The following is an 18,857-nucleotide window of genomic DNA, read 5'->3' on the forward strand; positions in this document are numbered from 1 at the left end:
AACATTTTTAACATTTAAGTTATATATGAATCAATACCAAACTTACATATATATAGTAATTTATTTTGTTTCACAAAAACTTAATAATTAGCTATAATACTAGTTGAAAGCCATTTCATAAAGAAATAGTAAAGGGGAAATTTATCATGGCAGAATTACAAAGAGGTTTGGAAGGGGTAATTGCAGCTGAAACTAAAATCAGCTCAATCATCGATAGTCAATTAACATACGCAGGATATGATATTGACGATCTTGCAGAAAATGCCCAATTTGAAGAAATCATCTTTTTATTATGGAACTATAGATTGCCAACTAAAGACGAATTACAAGAACTTAAATCAAAATTATATGAGTATATGACACTTAATCCTAGAGTGTATAAACATTTTGAAGAGTATGTAACTGACAAAGTACATCCAATGACTGCATTACGTACTTCAGTATCATACATTGCTCATTTTGATCCAGACGCTGAAGATGAAGCAGATGAAAAGAAATATGAAAGAGCAATTCGTATTCAAGCAAAAATCGCATCATTAGTAACAGCATTTTCACGTGTACGTGAAGGTAAAGAACCATTAAAACCAAATTCAGATTTAAGCTATGCTGGAAACTTCTTATACATGTTAAAAGGTGAATTACCTACTGATATTGAAGAAGAAGCATTTAACAAAGCATTAATCTTACATGCTGATCACGAATTAAATGCATCAGCATTCACAGCTCGTTGTGCAGTATCTTCTTTATCTGATATGTATTCAGGTATTGTAGCTGCTGTTGGTTCATTAAAAGGGCCTTTACATGGTGGTGCTAATGAACGCGTTATGGCTATGTTATCTGAAGTAGGTTCATTAGATAATGTAGATAACTATTTAGACGAAAAAATAGCAAATAAAGAGAAAATTATGGGCTTCGGTCACCGTGTATATAAAGAAGGCGACCCTCGTGCTAAATATTTACGAGAGATGAGTAGAAAAATTACTGAAGAAACTGGACAAAGTGAATTATATGAGATGTCATTAGCTATTGAAAAACGTATGAAAGAAGAAAAAGGATTAATTCCTAACGTTGATTTCTTTAGTGCGACTGTTTATCACAGTATGGATATTCCACATGATTTATTTACACCAATCTTCGCAGTAAGTCGTACATCTGGTTGGATTGCACACATTCTTGAACAATACAGAGATAATAGAATCATGCGTCCAAGAGCAAACTACATTGGTGAAACGAATCGTAAATATGTTCCTATTGAAGAAAGATAATCAAATCATCTATAGTATTAGGTGAATTTAAACAAATTACTTGGAGGTCAAATTTTATGACAGCAGAAAAAATTACTCAAACTAAAGATGGATTAAATGTACCAAACGAACCAATCATTCCTTTCATTATCGGTGACGGAATTGGACCAGATATTTGGAAAGCAGCAAGTCGTGTTATCGATGCTGCAGTTGAAAAAGCTTATAATGGTGAAAAACGTATCGAATGGAAAGAAGTTTTAGCTGGACAAAAAGCATATGACAATACTGGTGAATGGTTACCACAAGAAACTTTAGACACAATTAAAGAATATCTAATTGCTGTTAAAGGGCCATTAACTACACCAATTGGTGGCGGTATTCGTTCATTAAATGTAGCATTAAGACAAGAATTAGATTTATTCACTTGCTTACGTCCTGTACGTTGGTTCCAAGGTGTACCGTCACCAGTTAAACGTCCTCAAGACGTAGATATGGTTATTTTCCGTGAAAATACTGAAGATATCTATGCAGGTATTGAATTCAAAGAAGGTACGCCTGAAGTTAAAAAAGTGATAGATTTCTTACAAGATGAAATGGGAGCAACTAATATTCGATTCCCTGAAACTTCAGGTATTGGTATTAAACCAGTTTCTAAAGAAGGTACTGAAAGATTGGTTAGAGCTGCTATCCAATACGCAATCGATAACAATCGTAAAGCAGTAACTTTAGTTCACAAAGGTAACATTATGAAATTTACTGAAGGTTCATTTAAACAATGGGGTTACGATTTAGCTCATAATGAATTTGCTGATCAAGTATTCACTTGGCAACAATATGATGAAATTGTAGAAAAAGAAGGTAAAGATGCTGCGAATGAAGCTCAATCAAAAGCTGAACAAGAAGGTAAAATTATTGTTAAAGACTCAATCGCTGATATCTTCTTACAACAAATCTTAACTCGTCCATCTGAACATGAAGTTGTTGCTACAATGAATTTAAATGGTGACTATATTTCAGATGCGTTAGCTGCCCAAGTTGGAGGAATTGGTATTGCACCAGGTGCAAATATCAACTACGAAACAGGTCATGCTATCTTTGAAGCTACTCACGGAACAGCGCCTAAATATGCTGGTTTAAACAAAGTAAATCCATCTTCTGAACTATTAAGTTCAGTATTAATGTTAGAACATTTAGGATGGCAAGAAGCTGCTGATAAAATTACAGACTCTATTGAAGCAACAATTGCTTCTAAAATTGTTACTTATGACTTCGCTCGTCTAATGGATGGTGCGACTGAAGTATCAACTTCTGAGTTTGCTGACGAATTAATCAAAAACTTAAAATAATAGATGTTATTAAAGTAAACGGATTGGGAAACCAATCCGTTTTTTTATTAAGTTTTTGTAAATTCCTAGTGTTTTAATATCATTTTTTATAAAAAAATGATAGTTTAATTAATGAAATGACAATATTAATCCAATGTTACCTTAATATAAGTAGCATATTAAATGGATTGTTAAGTTTATGTAAATTTGATGTGTAGGTATGTTATTTGTATTTAAACATCAGTTATAATAAACATGTAATTTAAATGGGGGAGGCACATCATGTCACAAAAAGTATTAGTCGTTGACGATGAACAATCGATCGTTACGTTACTTAAATATAATTTAGAAACAGCTGGATACATAGTAGAAGTAGCCTATGACGGTGAAGAAGCACTACAAAAGGTTGAATCGTCTCAACCAGATTTAATTGTATTAGACGTCATGTTACCGAAAAAAGATGGTATTGAAGTTTGTAAAACAATTAGATCTGATAAAAATTTAGTACCTATTCTTATGCTAACTGCTAAAGATGATGAATTTGATAGAGTATTAGGTTTGGAACTGGGTGCTGATGACTATATGACTAAACCTTTCTCACCTAGAGAAGTCGTGGCAAGAGTTAAAGCAATATTAAGACGTTCACAATTTGTAAATGAAGTCGAGCATAATGAGACGGATGATGAGGATATTATTATTGATTCAATTCGCATTCGTCCTGAATTTTTCGAAGTATATAAAGATGATGAGTTATTAGAACTCACACCAAAGGAATTTGAATTATTACTTTATCTTATTGAACGACAAGGTCGTGTCATTACAAGAGAACATATGTTGAATTCTGTATGGAATTATGAGTTCGCTGGTGATTCTCGTATCGTTGATGTCCATATTAGCCATTTGAGAGACAAATTAGAAGAAAACCCTAAACAACCTAAATTGATTAAAACTGTAAGAGGATTAGGCTATAAATTGGAGCGTCCTAAAAGTTAATGTTGAAATTTCACCATCGTCTTTTAATATTAATTAGTACCATTACGATTATTAGTTTTATAGGTTTAGGTGCTATTGTCCACAACATGATTTATCAAACATTAACTCAAAATCAAACTAAAGAACTCGAAAAAGAAGCACGTAACTATGTTAGTTTATATAATGATAATAAAAAAAGTGAAATTAAAAATATTGCAAATAATCAAGAAAATATCATCGTTATCAAAAAAAATGATAAAGTGATATTTACGACAAATAAAAAAGAAAAAATAGATAAACGCATAGATAACGAAGCTAATCCTTCACAGTTAATTCATAAAAATACAAAACTTGGTTTGAAGTATACTTTCAAAAGTCAAATTGATGATAAAACTGTTTACATAAGTGGTATTAATGATGAAATATTAGACCTGCAAAAAGAAATGTGGAAGTATCTATCAATTGTAGGTGTGATTGTATTAATCACAGTTTATCTAGCTAGTAGAAGTATCAACCGTACATATATTCGACCTATAAATGAAGTGACATATGCTACGTCATTACTAGCAGATGGTTATTATCATGTTCGTGTACCTGAAAGTAATGTCAAAGAGACTAAGGCTTTGTTTGTAACAACCAATGAGCTTGCTAGACGTCTACAAAAATTAAATAACAGACAAAAAATTCAATCTAATAGATTGAAAACGACATTGGAAAATATACCTAGTTCAGTGCTAATGATTGATAAGCATGGTGAAATTGTCGTGGCAAACTCGGCATACTATGAAGTATTTAGTCCGGATCAAAGTGTGGAAAATAAAAGTTATATTGGTTTTATAAATGATAAAATCGAAAAATTAATCATGGAAAGTTTTAGAACTGAGAAAGTGATTTATGAACAGATTGAAGTAGATATTAATAATGTTCACACAAAATATTTTGATGTATCATGTGTACCAATTCTTTCTAAATCAAAGAAAAAGCTACAAGGTATGGTTGTTGTATTACATGATATTACTAATTTGCAAAAGTTAGAAAATCTACGTCGAGAATTTGTAGCAAATGTATCTCATGAACTTAAAACACCAATTACTTCAATTAAAGGATTCGCTGAAACGTTAATTGAAGGTGCGAAAAATGATGAAGATTCGCTTAATATGTTCTTGAATATCATCTTGAAAGAATCAAACAGAATTGAATCACTTGTGATGGATTTACTAGATTTATCCCATATTGAACAACAAAATGAAATTACAACGAGTTATATGAATTTATCAGAATTAGCTTATACAACGATAGATAATTTACAAAATCAAGCTCAGAATAAAAATATAACAATTGAATCTAATATTGAACAGGACGTTATTTTCAAAGCAAATGAAAATAAAATTGCTCAAGTTATTACGAATTTATTGTCAAATGCTATCAATTATTCAACCAATGATAATAAAGTCATAGTAAGTGTGTATCGTGAAGGTAAAAAAGTAAACTTAGAAATTCAAGACTTCGGTATAGGGATTAGTGCTGAGGAACAGAAACATATTTTCGAAAGATTTTATCGAGTTGATAAAGCACGAAGTAGAGATTCTGGAGGTACTGGGTTAGGATTATCAATCACTAAGCACATTGTTGAAGCACATAATGGAAGAATTAGTGTAGTTAGTCGCTTAAATGAAGGTTCGACCTTTAAAGTGACGTTTATTGATGAAGATTAAAAATATTAAGAACCACACCCTATTGATTGAATTCATATAGGTATGTGGTTCTTATTTTAGTTATATGAATTGTGAGGCAATGGTACTTTATGTTTAATGACCATACATTGTTTATGCTAAAATATATTTAAATATGTGCTGGAGGTTTATAACGTGAATAAATTAGTATTAATTGATGGTAATAGTTTAAGTTTTAGAGCATTCTATGCTTTGCCATTACTTTCAAATAAGGCAGGCATACATACAAATGCAGTATATGGCTTTGCGATGTTACTAGAAAAAATTCTTAAAGAAGAACAACCTAATCACTTTTTAGTGGCGTTTGATGCAGGTAAAACAACTTTCAGACATTCTAAATATAGTGAATATAAAGGTGGCAGACAAAAGACACCACCTGAATTAAGTGAACAATTTCCATATATTCGTCAATTATTAGATGCATATCACATAAAAAGATATGAATTAGAGAATTATGAAGCAGATGATATAATTGGTACTTTGAGTAGAGAAGCGGACAAAGCTGGGTTTGAAACTATCATTATTACAGGTGATAGAGATTTAACGCAACTCGCTACGGATCATGTCACAATTTACTATACTAAAAAAGGTGTAACAGATGTTGATCATTATACACCTGAATTTATCGCAGAAAAATATAATGGATTAACACCAAATCAAATTATTGATATGAAAGGGTTAATGGGTGATACTTCTGATAATATACCAGGTGTAGCTGGCGTAGGTGAAAAAACAGCGATTAAATTACTAAATCAATTCAATACTGTAGAAGGTGTCTATGACAATATAGAAAGTGTTTCAGGTAAAAAGCTTAAAGAAAAGCTTGAAAATAGTAAAGATGATGCTTTAATGAGTAAAGATTTAGCTACTATTAATGTTGAAAGTCCAATCGAAGTTAAATTAGAAGATACTAAAATGGATGAGCACTTAGATGAAACTGAAAAAATTGAGCTCTTTAAAAAATTAGAGTTTAATCAGCTATTAGCAGAAATAGATTCAGTAGAGGCAACACAAGAACAAAAAGATAAAACTTTTGAAGTTGAGTCGAATTTTGATCACATTAATTTTTCAGATTTAGATGAGGCAACCATTCATTTTGAACTAGAAGATAGTAATTATTTAAAAGACAATATATTAAAATTTGGACTTTATACTGGGGAACATCATGTTGTAATTAATGCAGATGAGATTAAGCAATTTTCAGATTTAGTCAATTGGTTAGAAAACCCCAATACAGCCAAAACTGTTTATGATGCTAAGAAAACTTATGTTGTTTCACATAGACTAGATATCGATATTCAAAACATCCAGTTTGATGTGATGTTGTCTAGTTATATCATCGATCCATCAAGAACGATTGACGATGTGAATTCAGTTGTTTCTTTATATGGACAACATTATGTGCAAGATAACGTGACTATTTATGGTAAGGGTAAAAAGCATCATGTACCAGAAGATGAGATCTTAAATAAGCATGTTGCATCAATAATTGAAGCGGTAAGTGAATCAAAAGCTGAAATGCAAAAACAGTTGAAAGAATATAACCAAGAATCATTATTAGCAGATTTAGAACTACCGTTAGCTGAAATATTAAGTGAGATGGAAGAGATTGGAATCTTTACTGATGTTAAAGATTTACAACAAATGGAGAAAGAGATACAAGAAAAGCTAGATGTTTTAATTAAAAATATTCACGAAGCTGCCGGTGAAGAATTTAACATCAATTCTCCAAAACAACTTGGCGTAGTGTTGTTTGAAACACTAGAATTACCTGTGATTAAAAAAACAAAAACGGGCTATTCTACTGCTGTCGATGTATTGGAACAGTTACAAGGCCAACACCCAATTATTGATTATATTCTAGAATATCGCCAATTATCAAAATTACAATCTACTTATGTAGAAGGATTACAAAAAGTGATTAGTGATGATCATCGTATTCACACACGTTTTAACCAAACATTAGCGCAAACTGGTCGCTTATCAAGTGTTGATCCAAATTTACAAAATATACCTATTCGTCTAGAAGAAGGTAGGAAAATTAGAAAAGCATTTAAGCCTACATCATCTGATAGTGTTATATTAAGTGCCGATTATTCTCAAATTGAATTACGGGTTTTAGCTCATATTACTCAAGATGAAAGTATGAAAGAAGCATTTATTAATGGGCATGACATTCATACTGCGACTGCAATGAAGGTTTTCGATGTGGAAGCGGATGAAGTTGATAGTTTAATGCGTAGACAAGCGAAAGCAGTTAACTTTGGAATTGTGTATGGCATTAGTGATTATGGGTTAAGCCAAAGTTTAGGAATTACACGTAAAAAGGCGAAAGCATTTATTGATGATTATTTAGATAGTTTTCCAGGAGTCAAACAGTATATGTCAGATATTGTGAAAGATGCTAAAGCACAAGGTTTTGTAGAAACATTATTACATCGTCGTAGATATATTCCAGATATTACTAGTCGTAATTTTAATTTAAGAAGTTTTGCAGAAAGAACGGCAATGAATACGCCAATTCAAGGTAGTGCGGCAGATATTATCAAATTAGCTATGGTGCAATTCAATAAGGAAGTACAACATACTGATTATCACGCGAAACTATTATTACAAGTTCACGATGAATTAATCTTTGAAGTTCCAAAAGATGAAGTAGCATCGTTTAGTAAGTTTGTAGAAGAAATTATGGAGTCTGCATTAAAATTAGATGTGCCACTAAAAGTTGACTCAAGTTACGGTGCGACGTGGTATGATGCAAAATAAAGGAAGGTTTGAATATGCCGGAATTACCAGAAGTAGAACATGTTAAAAGAGGAATTGAACCATTTGCCGTAAATACTACTATTAATAAAATAACTTTTTCTGAAAATGTAAAAAAAGGTAAAGAAGATGGACGAGAGACGATTATCAAAGGAATGACACTCGAAAGTTTTCGACGCTTAACAGAAGGCTATACAATTAACCAAATAGAGCGAAGAAGTAAATATATTGTATTTTATATTAATCGTGATGCAGAGCAACGTATTTTAATTAGTCATTTAGGTATGGCAGGTGGTTTCTTCGTTGTTAATCATTTAGAAGAGATTAATGTGCCTAATTATCGTAAACATTGGCAAGTTATTTTTGAATTAGATAATGGAAAAAAATTAATCTATTCAGATATTCGTCGCTTTGGGGAAATTAGAAATGTGAGTAGTTTTGATTCATATCCTTCATTTTTGAGCATAGCTCCGGAACCCTTTGACGAAGAAGCACTGCAACATTTTTTAGATTGTACGAATAAAAAGAATTATTCTAAAAAACCGATTAAACAAGTGATTTTAGATCATAAAGTTATATCTGGCTGTGGAAACATTTATGCATGTGAAGCGCTATTTAGAGCAGGTATTTTACCTAATAGACTAACACAAGAATTATCAAATCAAGAAAAAGAAATGGTGTTTTATCATGTTCGATCTGTATTAAATGAGGGTATTAAATACGGAGGAACTAGCATTTCCGATTATCGTCATGCTGATGGTAAAACAGGGGAAATGCAGTTACATCTGAATGTATATAAACAAAAATATTGCAAGGTATGTGGGCACTCAATTGAAACTCAAGTCATCGCATCTAGAAATAGTCACTATTGCCCGACTTGTCAGAAATAAAGGAAGCGTGAAAATATGTCAAAAGTAATAGGACTTACTGGTGGTATCGCATCAGGTAAATCAACTGTATCTGAATTGTTAACTGCATTTGGTTTTAAAGTAGTAGATGCTGATACAGCTGCAAGAGAAGCAGTTGCTAAAGGAACACCAGGTATAGAGAAAGTAAGAGAAGTTTTTGGCGATGAAGCTATTGATGAAAATGGTGAGATGGACAGAAAATATATGGGTGATTTAGTATTTAATTATCCAGGTGAACGTATTAAGTTAAATGAAATAGTCCATCCTATAGTTAGAGAAATAATGGAAGAAAAGAAGCAACAATTTTTAAAAGAAGGCCATAATGTTATTATGGATATTCCTCTTTTATATGAAAATGAATTGCAAGATACTGTTGATGAAGTATGGCTTGTTTACACATCAGAAAGTATTCAAATCGATCGTTTAATGGAAAGAAATGATTTAACTCAAGAGGAAGCAAAAGCAAGAGTATATAGCCAAATATCTATTGATAAGAAAAGTAGAATGGCAGATCATGTGATTGATAATCTTGGAGATAAACTAGAACTAAAGCAAAATTTAGAACGGTTGCTTAGTGAAAAAGGTTTTATCGAGAAATAATTCAAAAAGAGATTTTTATTAACCCTGAGACATTAATAAATGCCTTAGGGTTTTATTATGTGAATACTTACTTTAGAAATTTTCTGTTTTTTTAGTTTTGATAATCTTAAATTCATTGTTATTTAATAACTAATTCTTATTAAGTTTGATTAAAATTTGTATTTGTAAAGTTTTGGTAAACGCTTTCAAATGTAATTTATTATGTTATACTAATGCCATAAAGTATAACATATAAATTAATGGTCAAGGGGTGCTTTAAATGACAACGAATATAGCAATTAACGGTATGGGTAGAATAGGTAGAATGGTATTAAGAATTGCATTGAAAAATGAAAACTTAAGCGTAAAGGCAATTAATGCAAGTTACCCTCCAGAAACAATTGCACATCTTATCAATTATGATACAACTCATGGTAAGTACGATGAGAAGGTAGAAGCCATTGAAAATGGCATTCGTTATAAAAACCAAGATATCAAATTAGTTTCTGATAGAAATCCTGAAAACTTACCTTGGAAAGAACTTGATATAGATGTTGTCATCGAAGCAACTGGTAAATTCAATCATGGTGATAAAGCTATTGCACATATCAACGCAGGTGCAAAAAAAGTATTATTAACAGGTCCATCTAAAGGTGGCCATGTTCAAATGATTGTGAAAGGTGTCAATGATGATAAATTAGATGTTAATAAATTCGATATTTTCAGTAATGCATCATGTACAACTAACTGTATTGGCCCAGTTGCAAAAGTATTAAATGATGAATTTGGTATCGTGAACGGTCTGATGACTACAGTACACGCAATTACTAATGACCAAAAGAATATTGATAATCCGCATAAAGATTTGCGTAGAGCACGTTCATGTAATGAAAGTATTATTCCGACATCTACAGGCGCAGCTAAAGCATTAAAAGAAGTGCTACCTGAAGTAGAAGGTAAATTACATGGAATGGCATTAAGAGTACCAACTAAAAACGTTTCTCTTGTAGACTTAGTAGTAGATTTAGAACAAAATGTAACAGCTGATCAAATTAATGACGCTTTCAAAAATGCAAATTTAGATGGTGTATTGGATGTAGAAAGTGAACCACTTGTTTCAGTAGATTTTAATACAAATCCTAATTCTGCAGTAATTGATGCACAATCAACAATGGTTATGGGCGATAATAAAGTTAAAGTAATCGCTTGGTATGATAATGAATGGGGATATTCAAATAGAGTTGTTGAAGTAGCAGAGCAAATTGGTAAGTTGATAGAATCTCATAAAACAGTAGAAGCTGTGTAAAATTAATTTTTAAGAGACTGTCAGTCTAATCTTTAATATGAAGGTTAGATTGGCAGTTTTTTGTTCAAAATAAAATGTAGATGCCAAAGTTATCTAGAAATTAAATAGAAAAAAGTTGACTTTAACATCATTTTTGAAAATGTCACATTTTTTATTTAGGTTGTTATATTTAATGATATAAATTAGTTTACACTTTTAGACATATAATTTAAAAGGTGCTTTCTTTTGTAACGTGTGAATTTATAGTATAATTGAGAATAATCTAAATAGAAAAGGGTGACAATCATGAAATGCCCAAAATGTAATTCAACACATTCAAGAGTAGTAGATTCACGTCATGCAGAAGATGCGAACGCGATTCGTCGAAGAAGAGAATGTGAAAATTGTGGTACAAGGTTTACAACATTCGAACATATAGAAGTGAGTCCATTAATAGTAGTGAAAAAGGATGGAACTAGAGAACAATTTTTAAGAGAAAAAATCTTGAATGGATTAGTTAGATCATGTGAAAAACGTCCAGTGAGATATCAACAACTAGAGGATATAACTAATAAAGTGGAGTGGCAATTAAGAGATGAGGGGCATACTGAGATTTCATCTAGAGAAATTGGAGAACATGTAATGAACTTATTAATGCATGTAGATCAAGTTTCTTATGTTCGCTTTGCCTCTGTTTATAAAGAGTTTAAAGATATTGACCAACTGTTAGCTTCAATGCAAGGTATTCTGAATGATAATAAACGGAGTGATTTATAAATGGGGTTAAATTCCTTTGAATTAGGTTTAAGACCACAAGATAGTTTTGAAGTGATTCAAGATTTTTATTTAAATTCACAGCATCTTGAAATATTAAATCGACTGTTTACACCTTTAATTGGGCCTCAAGCAATTGGTTTATATCACTTTATGCATCAATTTTCAAATGATGTTGAGCAACCACTCACCCATTATGTCATTATGAATGAACTTAAAGAAAATTTAATCGACTTTAGAAATCAAATGGATTTATTAGAAGCCATTGGTTTGATGAAATCATTTGTAAAACATGATGAACAACAAACACATTTTATATATCAATTGATTCAACCTCCGTCACCATCTCAATTTTTCAATGATCCTATGTTATCTGTATTTTTATATAGTGAAGTTGATAAAAAAAGATATCAGGTTCTAAAGAAACATTTTGAACAAACTTTTAGAGATTTATCACAGTATCAGCAAACAACCAGAAAGTTTACAGATGTCTTTAAAGTACCCAATAGAATATTAGATATCGATACACAAAATATACCTAAAGCGAGTGAATATCAAGGATTGGATTTATCTAATGAATCTTTTGATTTTGATATGTTGAAACAGATGTTACATAACCATTTCATCTCAAATGAAATAGTGACAAAGGATGCTAAAAGTCTAATTGTTCAACTCGCAACTTTATATGGTTTAACGGCTGATGCGATGAAACATATTATATTGAATTCAATTACAAGTGCGCAGCAATTATCTTTTGAAGAGATGCGTAAACAGGCACGTTCTTATTATTTAATAGAACATGAAAATCAATTACCTAAGTTAGAATTGAATAAAAACATTAAACACAGTGACATTTCGACCCAAAATAATGAAATTCCTGATCCTGAAAATGACACGGAACAATGGCTTCAACTGTTAGAACAGACGAGTCCGATTGATATGTTAGCATCTTGGTCTGAATCAGAACCAACATTATCTCAAAAAAATATGATTGAAGAATTAATTCATAGAGAAAAAATGAACTTCGGTGTTATTAACATCTTATTACAATTTGTTATGCTTAAAGAAGATATGAAATTACCCAAATCTTATATTTTTGAAATTGCTTCAAATTGGAAAAAGAAAGGTATAACAACGGCTAAGCAAGCTTATGAATATGCCTTGAAAGTTAATCAACCTAAACCATCAAACGAGAATAAATCACAATCATATCAAGGCTATAATCGTAAAAGTAAATTGGTTTCTAGGGAGAAAACGCCTAAATGGTTAGAAGAAAGAGATAATCCAAACGCTACAGCACTTTCAAAAGATGAAAAAGACGATCAATTTGAAAAGGATAGACAAGCATTCTTAGAACAATTAAATAAAGATTGGGAGGAGGATTAGATGGAAAGCTTTAAGAATATTGTAGGTTCAAATAAAGATTTCGAAAAGAGAATTGCTAAAATACGTCAACAGGTTGTAAATGATCCTGATGTGAAGCAATTTTTAAATGAACACCAATCAGAACTAACCAATGCTATGATTGATGAAGACTTAAACGTCCTACAAGAATATAAAGACCAACAAAAGCACTATGATGGGCATAATTATAATGAGTGTCCTAACTTTGTTAAAGGTCATGTGCCAGAATTATATATTGAAAACGAACGCATTAAAATTCGCTATTTGCCATGTCCATGTAAAGTAAAATATGATGAAGAAAGACTTAATTCTCAATTGATTACATCACATCATATGCAGAGAGATACCTTAAATGCAAAAATTAAAGATATTTATACTACTGGACGAAATCGTTTGGATATTGCAATGCAAGTTAATGATATATGCAAAAAGTTAATTAATGGTGAAAATGTCAAAGGGCTTTATCTGTATGGACCTTTTGGTACTGGAAAGTCATTTATTTTAGGTGCTATAGCAAATCAACTTAAAGCTAAAAAAGTGCCATCTACAATAGTTTATCTTCCCGAATACATTCGTACACTAAAAGGTGGGTTTAAAGATGGTAGTTACGAAAGAAAACTACAAAGAATTAGAGAAGCCAACATATTAATGTTAGATGATATCGGTGCAGAAGAAGTAACGCCGTGGGTTAGAGATGAAGTTATTGGGCCTTTATTGCATTACAGAATGGTTCATGAATTACCCACTTTCTTTACTTCAAATTTAAGTTATGATGAATTAGAACATCATTTATCAATGACACGTGAAGGCGCAGAAAAAACAAAAGCGGCTAGAATTATTGAACGCATTAAAACATTATCCACACCTTATTTCTTGAAAGGTGAAAACTTTAGAAACAATTGATATTTTCATAAAATGTTGTATAATAGAATCAAATCTAAATCGTTGAAACTGTTGAAGACATGATAATTTAATCACTGTTACACAGAAAGCCGTTGATTGATGAGAATACGGTTAATATATTAAATTATTACTACTTTAATGCATGGTATTTGTAATGAATACTCGGCTCAAGACCGTTATCTTATGTAGAGAAGTCGTTAAATAACTTATTTTTAAATGAGTAAGGTTTTAACGCTTAACTAGGGTGGTACCACGACAATCTCGTCCCTGATTCAGGGGCGGGATTTTTTTATTTTCTCTACACTTTTACATTGATTTTTATTCAATAAGTCAACGATATGATTTTTATAATTTAGGAGGTAATAGTATGGATCAAATTAATATTCAATTTCCAGATGGTAATTCAAAGGCATTTGATAAAGGCACTACTACTGAAGATATAGCGCAATCAATTAGTCCAGGGCTACGTAAAAAGGCAGTTGCAGGTAAATTTAATGGACAAATGGTAGATTTAACACGACCGTTAGAAGAAGATGGTGAAATTGAAATCGTTACACCAGGTAGTGATGAAGCATTAGAAGTATTGCGTCATTCAACTGCACATTTGATGGCTCAAGCATTAAAACGTTTATACGGGGATGTTAAATTTGGTGTAGGTCCTGTCATCGAAGGCGGTTTCTACTATGATTTTGATACTGAAGAAAAAATTTCATCAGATGACTTTGAAAAAATTGAAAAAACAATGAAAAAAATTGTTGATGAGAATCATAAAATCGAAAGAAAAGTAGTTACTAGGGATGAAGCTAAAGCATTCTTCAAAGATGATCCATACAAATTAGAATTAATTGATGCAATACCTGAAGATGAAAATGTGACATTATATTCTCAAGGGGAATTTACTGATTTATGTAGAGGGGTTCATGTACCATCTACGTCTAAAATAAAAGAATTTAAATTATTATCAACAGCTGGCGCGTACTGGCGTGGAGATAGTAATAATAAAATGCTACAACGTATTTACGGTACTGCGTTCTTTGATAAAAAAGATTTAAAAGCACATTTAGAAATGTTGGAAGAACGTAAGGAACGTGATCATCGTAAAATCGGTAAAGATTTAGAATTATTTGCTAATAGTCAACTTGTTGGTGCAGGTTTACCACTATGGTTACCTAATGGTGCTACAATTCGTCGTGAAATTGAACGTTATATTGTGGATAAAGAAGTAAGTATGGGATATGACCACGTATATACACCAGTTTTAGCAAATGTTGATTTATATAAAACTTCAGGACATTGGGATCACTATCAAGAGGATATGTTCCCCCCAATGAAATTAGATGAGACAGAGGAAATGGTATTACGTCCAATGAACTGTCCACACCATATGATGGTTTATAATAATAAACCACATTCTTATAGAGAATTACCTATTCGTATTGCCGAATTAGGTACTATGCACAGATACGAAGCTAGTGGGGCTGTATCAGGACTACAACGTGTAAGAGGTATGACTTTAAATGACTCACATATCTTTGTTAGACCAGATCAAATTAAAGAAGAATTCAAACGTGTAGTTAACATGATTCAAGATGTATATAAAGACTTTGGATTCGAAGACTACCGTTTCAGATTAAGTTATAGAGACCCAGAAGATAAAGAAAAGTATTTTGATGATGATGAAATGTGGAATAAGGCTGAGAACATGATTAAAGAAGCGGCTGATGAATTAGGATTATCATACGAAGAAGCTATTGGTGAAGCGGCATTTTATGGGCCTAAATTGGATGTTCAAGTTAAAACAGCTATGGGTAAAGAAGAAACATTATCTACAGCACAACTAGATTTCTTATTACCAGAACGTTTTGAACTGACATATATTGGTCAGGATGGAGAACACCATAGACCAGTAGTGATACACCGTGGAGTTGTATCTACAATGGAACGATTTGTTGCATTCTTAACTGAAGAAACTAAAGGTGCATTCCCAACTTGGTTAGCACCGAAACAAGTAGAAATTATTCCAGTTAATTTAGATTTACATTACGACTATGCAAAATCAATACAAGATGAATTGAAATCTCAAGGCGTACGTGTTGAAATCGATGACCGTAATGAAAAAATGGGTTATAAAATCCGTGAAGCTCAAATGCAAAAAATTCCATACCAAATCGTGGTAGGAGATAAAGAAGTAGAAAACAATGAAGTAAATGTTCGTAAGTATGGTTCACAAGACCAAGAGACATTAGAAAAAGATGAATTCATCTGGAATTTAGTAGACGAAATCCGTTTGAAAAAGCATAGATAAACTTGAAATTTAAGCGCAGTTCATGTATATTACAAGTTAGTTAAATAAAAAGTTGAGTTAGAGGTTGCAATATTAAAGAGTCGCTTGTCAGAAGTCTTATGGGACGTATGTTGAACAAGTTAAAGGTAATATTGCCGAAACAAGTGATAACCATAATTATGATTTGTTGGGACAGTTCTCGAAAGAAACTGTACTGTCACAGAATGTGATGTGCTACCTTATATAGATAAAAGCAAAGTGGTTGCATATCTTAAAGGTATGTAGCCACTTTTTTGTTTTAAATTTATAAATAAAAGTAACATGATTAAGTGAGGTATCGTGTAGTCATATAAATGAAGATATAGAACTTAACGTGTTGTTTCTTTAATAAATAATAAAACAAAATCATAACTGCCTCTAAATACAAAGAAAGGAATCTTCTATGAGTAAAAACAAAAGTCAAAACGAAGGTATACAAAGAGGTTTAAAAGACCGTCATATATCTATGATAGCCATTGGTGGTTGTATTGGTACAGGTCTATTTATGACTTCGGGTGGAGCCATTCACAGTGCTGGAGCATTAGGTGCTTTGATTGCATATGCGATTATTGGAGCAATGGTATTCTTCTTAATGACATCACTTGGCGAGATGGCCACATATTTACCAGTTTCAGGATCATTTAGTACTTACGCCACACGATTTGTAGATCCATCACTTGGATTTGCATTAGGATGGAATTATTGGTTTAACTGGGTTATTACTGTAGCTGCAGATGTAACAATTGCCGCGCAAGTCATACAATATTGGTCCCCAATGCAAAGTGTGCCTGCTTGGGTCTGGAGTTGTATATTTTTAGTAATTATCTTTGCACTTAACTCATTGTCAGTTCGAGTATATGGTGAGAGTGAATATTGGTTTGCACTAATAAAAGTTGTTACTGTCATCATATTTATTGTGATAGGTTTATTAACTATTGTAGGTATTATGGGCGGTAAATTCGTTGGTTTTGAAACGTTTACTAAAGGAAGCGGCCCAATCCTTGGTGGCAACTTAGGAGGGAGCTTACTTTCAATATTAGGGGTATTCCTAGTTGCTGGTTTCTCATTCCAAGGTACTGAATTGATAGGGATAACAGCAGGGGAATCTGAAAATCCTGAAAGAGCCGTTCCAAAAGCTATTAAACAAGTATTCTGGAGAATATTATTATTTTATATATTAGCTATATTCATCATTGGTATGTTAATACCTTATGATAGTAGTGCACTTATGGGTGGAGAAAATAGTATCTCTACATCACCATTTACATTAGTATTCAAGAATGCTGGACTTGCATTTGCAGCATCATTTATGAATGCAGTTATTTTAACATCAGTATTATCTGCAGGTAATTCAGGAATGTATGCATCTACTAGAATGCTATATTCAATGAGTAAAGATAAACTAGCGTTTAATTCATTTTCAAAAACGAATAAAAATGGTGTGCCGCACATATCATTAATTGTAACTGGAATTATTGTTGTAGTGATTTTTGCAGTACAACATTTTAGTGGTGATGCATATGAATATATCGTAGCTGCTAGTGGTATGACAGGATTCATTGCTTGGGTCGGTATAGCTGTAAGTCATTATAGATTTAGACGTGCATTTGATAAACAAAATTATGATAAATCTAAACTAAAATATACGGCTAAATTATTCCCATTTGGCCCGATATTTGCTGGATTTTTATGTATTATCGTAATATTAGGTCAAGATGTCGATTTTATTAAAACAGGAGACTTTGATTTAAATAGATTTATTATTACTTATATGGGTATTCCAGTATTCTTAGCATTCTTTATTTATCATAAAGTAAGATATAAAACAAAGAAAATCCCATTAGAACAGGTAGATTTACGTCAAGATGTGTCAATGGAAGAAGTAAGACATCACGATTAATAAAAAAAGTAGTTGACGAATACATTTATTGTTGATATGATTAATAACGTTGAATACGAAACGAACCAAGTAGAAGCTCCCGCTTCTCACCTGTAGCGACGCAACAAGCAGTTGGCAGGTTAATCATGTTACACAATTAATGTGTGAAGAAGAGCGGGTAGTGATACTCGCTCTTCTTTTTTGCTTGGGACAATTTCGTAAAATTCTGGGAGGTGTCAACCATAGCAAAAGATCAGACTCAAATTAATGAGAAAATTCGTGCAAAAGAACTTCGTTTAGTAGGTCAAGATGGTGAACAAATAGGTGTTAAATCAAAACAAGAAGCGTTAGAAATGGCTGAACGTGTTGATTTAGATTTAGTAATCGTAGCACCAAATGCTAAACCACCTGTTGCAAGAATTATGGATTACGGTAAATTCAAATTCGAACAACAGAAAAAAGAAAAAGAAATGAAGAAGAAACAAAAAACAATTAACGTTAAAGAAATTCGTTTAAGTCCAACAATTGAGGAACATGATTTCCAAACAAAATTGAAAAACGGACGTAAATTCCTTTCTAAAGGCGATAAATGTAAAGTTTCAATTCGTTTCAGAGGTCGTGCCATTACTCACAAAGAAATTGGTCAACGCCAGTTAGAAAAATTTGCTGAAGAATGTAAAGACCTTGCAACAATCGAACAAAAGCCTAAAATGGAAGGCCGTCAAATGTTCCTTATGTTATCACCAATTAATGAAAAATAATTAA

At 32.0% G+C, this 18,857-nt stretch carries 14 protein-coding genes, 1 riboswitch and 1 other annotated feature; all 14 genes read left to right on the forward strand.

What is annotated here, in order from left to right:
- The first annotated feature begins 146 nt into the window (after positions 1-146).
- The 14 genes from P7F85_RS05635 (at position 147) to infC (ending at position 18,853) form a co-directional block, all read left to right on the forward strand.
- Entirely contained in the window at positions 147-1,265 is a 1,119-nt protein-coding gene (locus P7F85_RS05635) for a citrate synthase (RefSeq protein ID WP_002467394.1), read from the forward strand.
- Between the two features lie 56 nt (positions 1,266-1,321).
- The gene (icd, locus tag P7F85_RS05640) at positions 1,322-2,590 is read left to right on the forward strand and encodes an NADP-dependent isocitrate dehydrogenase (protein ID WP_002452219.1); all 1,269 of its coding nucleotides are present in this window, start codon (positions 1,322-1,324) and stop codon (positions 2,588-2,590) included.
- Between the two features lie 261 nt (positions 2,591-2,851).
- Entirely contained in the window at positions 2,852-3,562 is a 711-nt protein-coding gene (locus tag P7F85_RS05645) for a response regulator transcription factor (protein WP_002467392.1), read from the forward strand.
- Positions 3,562-5,256, forward strand: coding sequence for a two-component system histidine kinase PnpS (gene pnpS, locus P7F85_RS05650; RefSeq protein ID WP_015364916.1), 1,695 nt, complete (start codon positions 3,562-3,564; stop codon positions 5,254-5,256). Before P7F85_RS05645 ends, pnpS begins: the two co-directional genes overlap by 1 nt.
- Positions 5,257-5,409: 153 nt before the next feature.
- Positions 5,410-8,040: a DNA polymerase I gene (gene polA / locus P7F85_RS05655; protein WP_015364917.1), complete on the forward strand. Its 2,631-nt coding sequence runs from the start codon at positions 5,410-5,412 to the stop codon at positions 8,038-8,040.
- 14 nt (positions 8,041-8,054) lie between these two features.
- Complete coding sequence (gene mutM, locus P7F85_RS05660) at positions 8,055-8,927, forward strand: bifunctional DNA-formamidopyrimidine glycosylase/DNA-(apurinic or apyrimidinic site) lyase (protein WP_002466023.1); 873 nt, start codon at positions 8,055-8,057, stop codon at positions 8,925-8,927.
- Between the two features lie 15 nt (positions 8,928-8,942).
- Entirely contained in the window at positions 8,943-9,545 is a 603-nt protein-coding gene (coaE, locus tag P7F85_RS05665; protein WP_002466017.1) for a dephospho-CoA kinase, read from the forward strand.
- Positions 9,546-9,804: 259 nt separating this feature from the next.
- Entirely contained in the window at positions 9,805-10,830 is a 1,026-nt protein-coding gene (gene gap, locus P7F85_RS05670) for a type I glyceraldehyde-3-phosphate dehydrogenase (protein ID WP_002466024.1), read from the forward strand.
- A 285-nt stretch (positions 10,831-11,115) separates the two neighbouring features.
- The gene (nrdR, locus tag P7F85_RS05675; protein ID WP_002451763.1) at positions 11,116-11,586 is read left to right on the forward strand and encodes a transcriptional regulator NrdR; all 471 of its coding nucleotides are present in this window, start codon (positions 11,116-11,118) and stop codon (positions 11,584-11,586) included.
- The gene (locus P7F85_RS05680; RefSeq protein WP_002466027.1) at positions 11,587-12,969 is read left to right on the forward strand and encodes a replication initiation and membrane attachment family protein; all 1,383 of its coding nucleotides are present in this window, start codon (positions 11,587-11,589) and stop codon (positions 12,967-12,969) included.
- Positions 12,970-13,890, forward strand: a complete 921-nt coding sequence (gene dnaI, locus P7F85_RS05685; protein WP_015364918.1) for a primosomal protein DnaI — start codon at positions 12,970-12,972, stop codon at positions 13,888-13,890. It begins immediately after the preceding gene.
- Between the two features lie 367 nt (positions 13,891-14,257).
- On the forward strand, positions 14,258-16,195 hold the full coding sequence (gene thrS, locus P7F85_RS05690; protein ID WP_019235947.1) for a threonine--tRNA ligase: 1,938 nt from the start codon (positions 14,258-14,260) through the stop codon (positions 16,193-16,195).
- A 50-nt stretch (positions 16,196-16,245) separates the two neighbouring features.
- A riboswitch (Lysine riboswitch) is annotated at positions 16,246-16,419 on the forward strand.
- A 197-nt stretch (positions 16,420-16,616) separates the two neighbouring features.
- Positions 16,617-18,113 carry an amino acid permease gene (locus P7F85_RS05695; RefSeq protein ID WP_002466018.1) on the forward strand — a complete coding sequence of 499 codons (1,497 nt, stop codon included), beginning with the start codon at positions 16,617-16,619 and terminating at the stop codon, positions 18,111-18,113.
- Positions 18,114-18,174: 61 nt separating this feature from the next.
- Positions 18,175-18,298 (forward strand) — a sequence feature (ribosomal protein L20 leader region).
- A 27-nt stretch (positions 18,299-18,325) separates the two neighbouring features.
- Positions 18,326-18,853, forward strand: coding sequence for a translation initiation factor IF-3 (gene infC / locus P7F85_RS05700; protein WP_002466019.1), 528 nt, complete (start codon positions 18,326-18,328; stop codon positions 18,851-18,853).
- Positions 18,854-18,857: the final 4 nt, after the last annotated feature.

The organism is Staphylococcus sp. aM (assembly GCF_052975125.1).

Excerpts from the sequence above, each read along its gene's own strand:
- P7F85_RS05635 (WP_002467394.1), top strand. The coding sequence starts at position 147 with ATGGCAGAATTACAAAGAGGTTTGGAAGGGGTAATTGCAGCTGAAACT.
- icd (WP_002452219.1), top strand. The coding sequence starts at position 1,322 with ATGACAGCAGAAAAAATTACTCAAACTAAAGATGGATTAAATGTACCA.
- P7F85_RS05645 (WP_002467392.1), top strand. The coding sequence starts at position 2,852 with ATGTCACAAAAAGTATTAGTCGTTGACGATGAACAATCGATCGTTACG.
- pnpS (WP_015364916.1), top strand. The coding sequence starts at position 3,562 with ATGTTGAAATTTCACCATCGTCTTTTAATATTAATTAGTACCATTACG.
- mutM (WP_002466023.1), top strand. The coding sequence starts at position 8,055 with ATGCCGGAATTACCAGAAGTAGAACATGTTAAAAGAGGAATTGAACCA.
- coaE (WP_002466017.1), top strand. The coding sequence starts at position 8,943 with ATGTCAAAAGTAATAGGACTTACTGGTGGTATCGCATCAGGTAAATCA.
- gap (WP_002466024.1), top strand. The coding sequence starts at position 9,805 with ATGACAACGAATATAGCAATTAACGGTATGGGTAGAATAGGTAGAATG.
- nrdR (WP_002451763.1), top strand. The coding sequence starts at position 11,116 with ATGAAATGCCCAAAATGTAATTCAACACATTCAAGAGTAGTAGATTCA.
- P7F85_RS05680 (WP_002466027.1), top strand. The coding sequence starts at position 11,587 with ATGGGGTTAAATTCCTTTGAATTAGGTTTAAGACCACAAGATAGTTTT.
- dnaI (WP_015364918.1), top strand. The coding sequence starts at position 12,970 with ATGGAAAGCTTTAAGAATATTGTAGGTTCAAATAAAGATTTCGAAAAG.
- thrS (WP_019235947.1), top strand. The coding sequence starts at position 14,258 with ATGGATCAAATTAATATTCAATTTCCAGATGGTAATTCAAAGGCATTT.
- P7F85_RS05695 (WP_002466018.1), top strand. The coding sequence starts at position 16,617 with ATGAGTAAAAACAAAAGTCAAAACGAAGGTATACAAAGAGGTTTAAAA.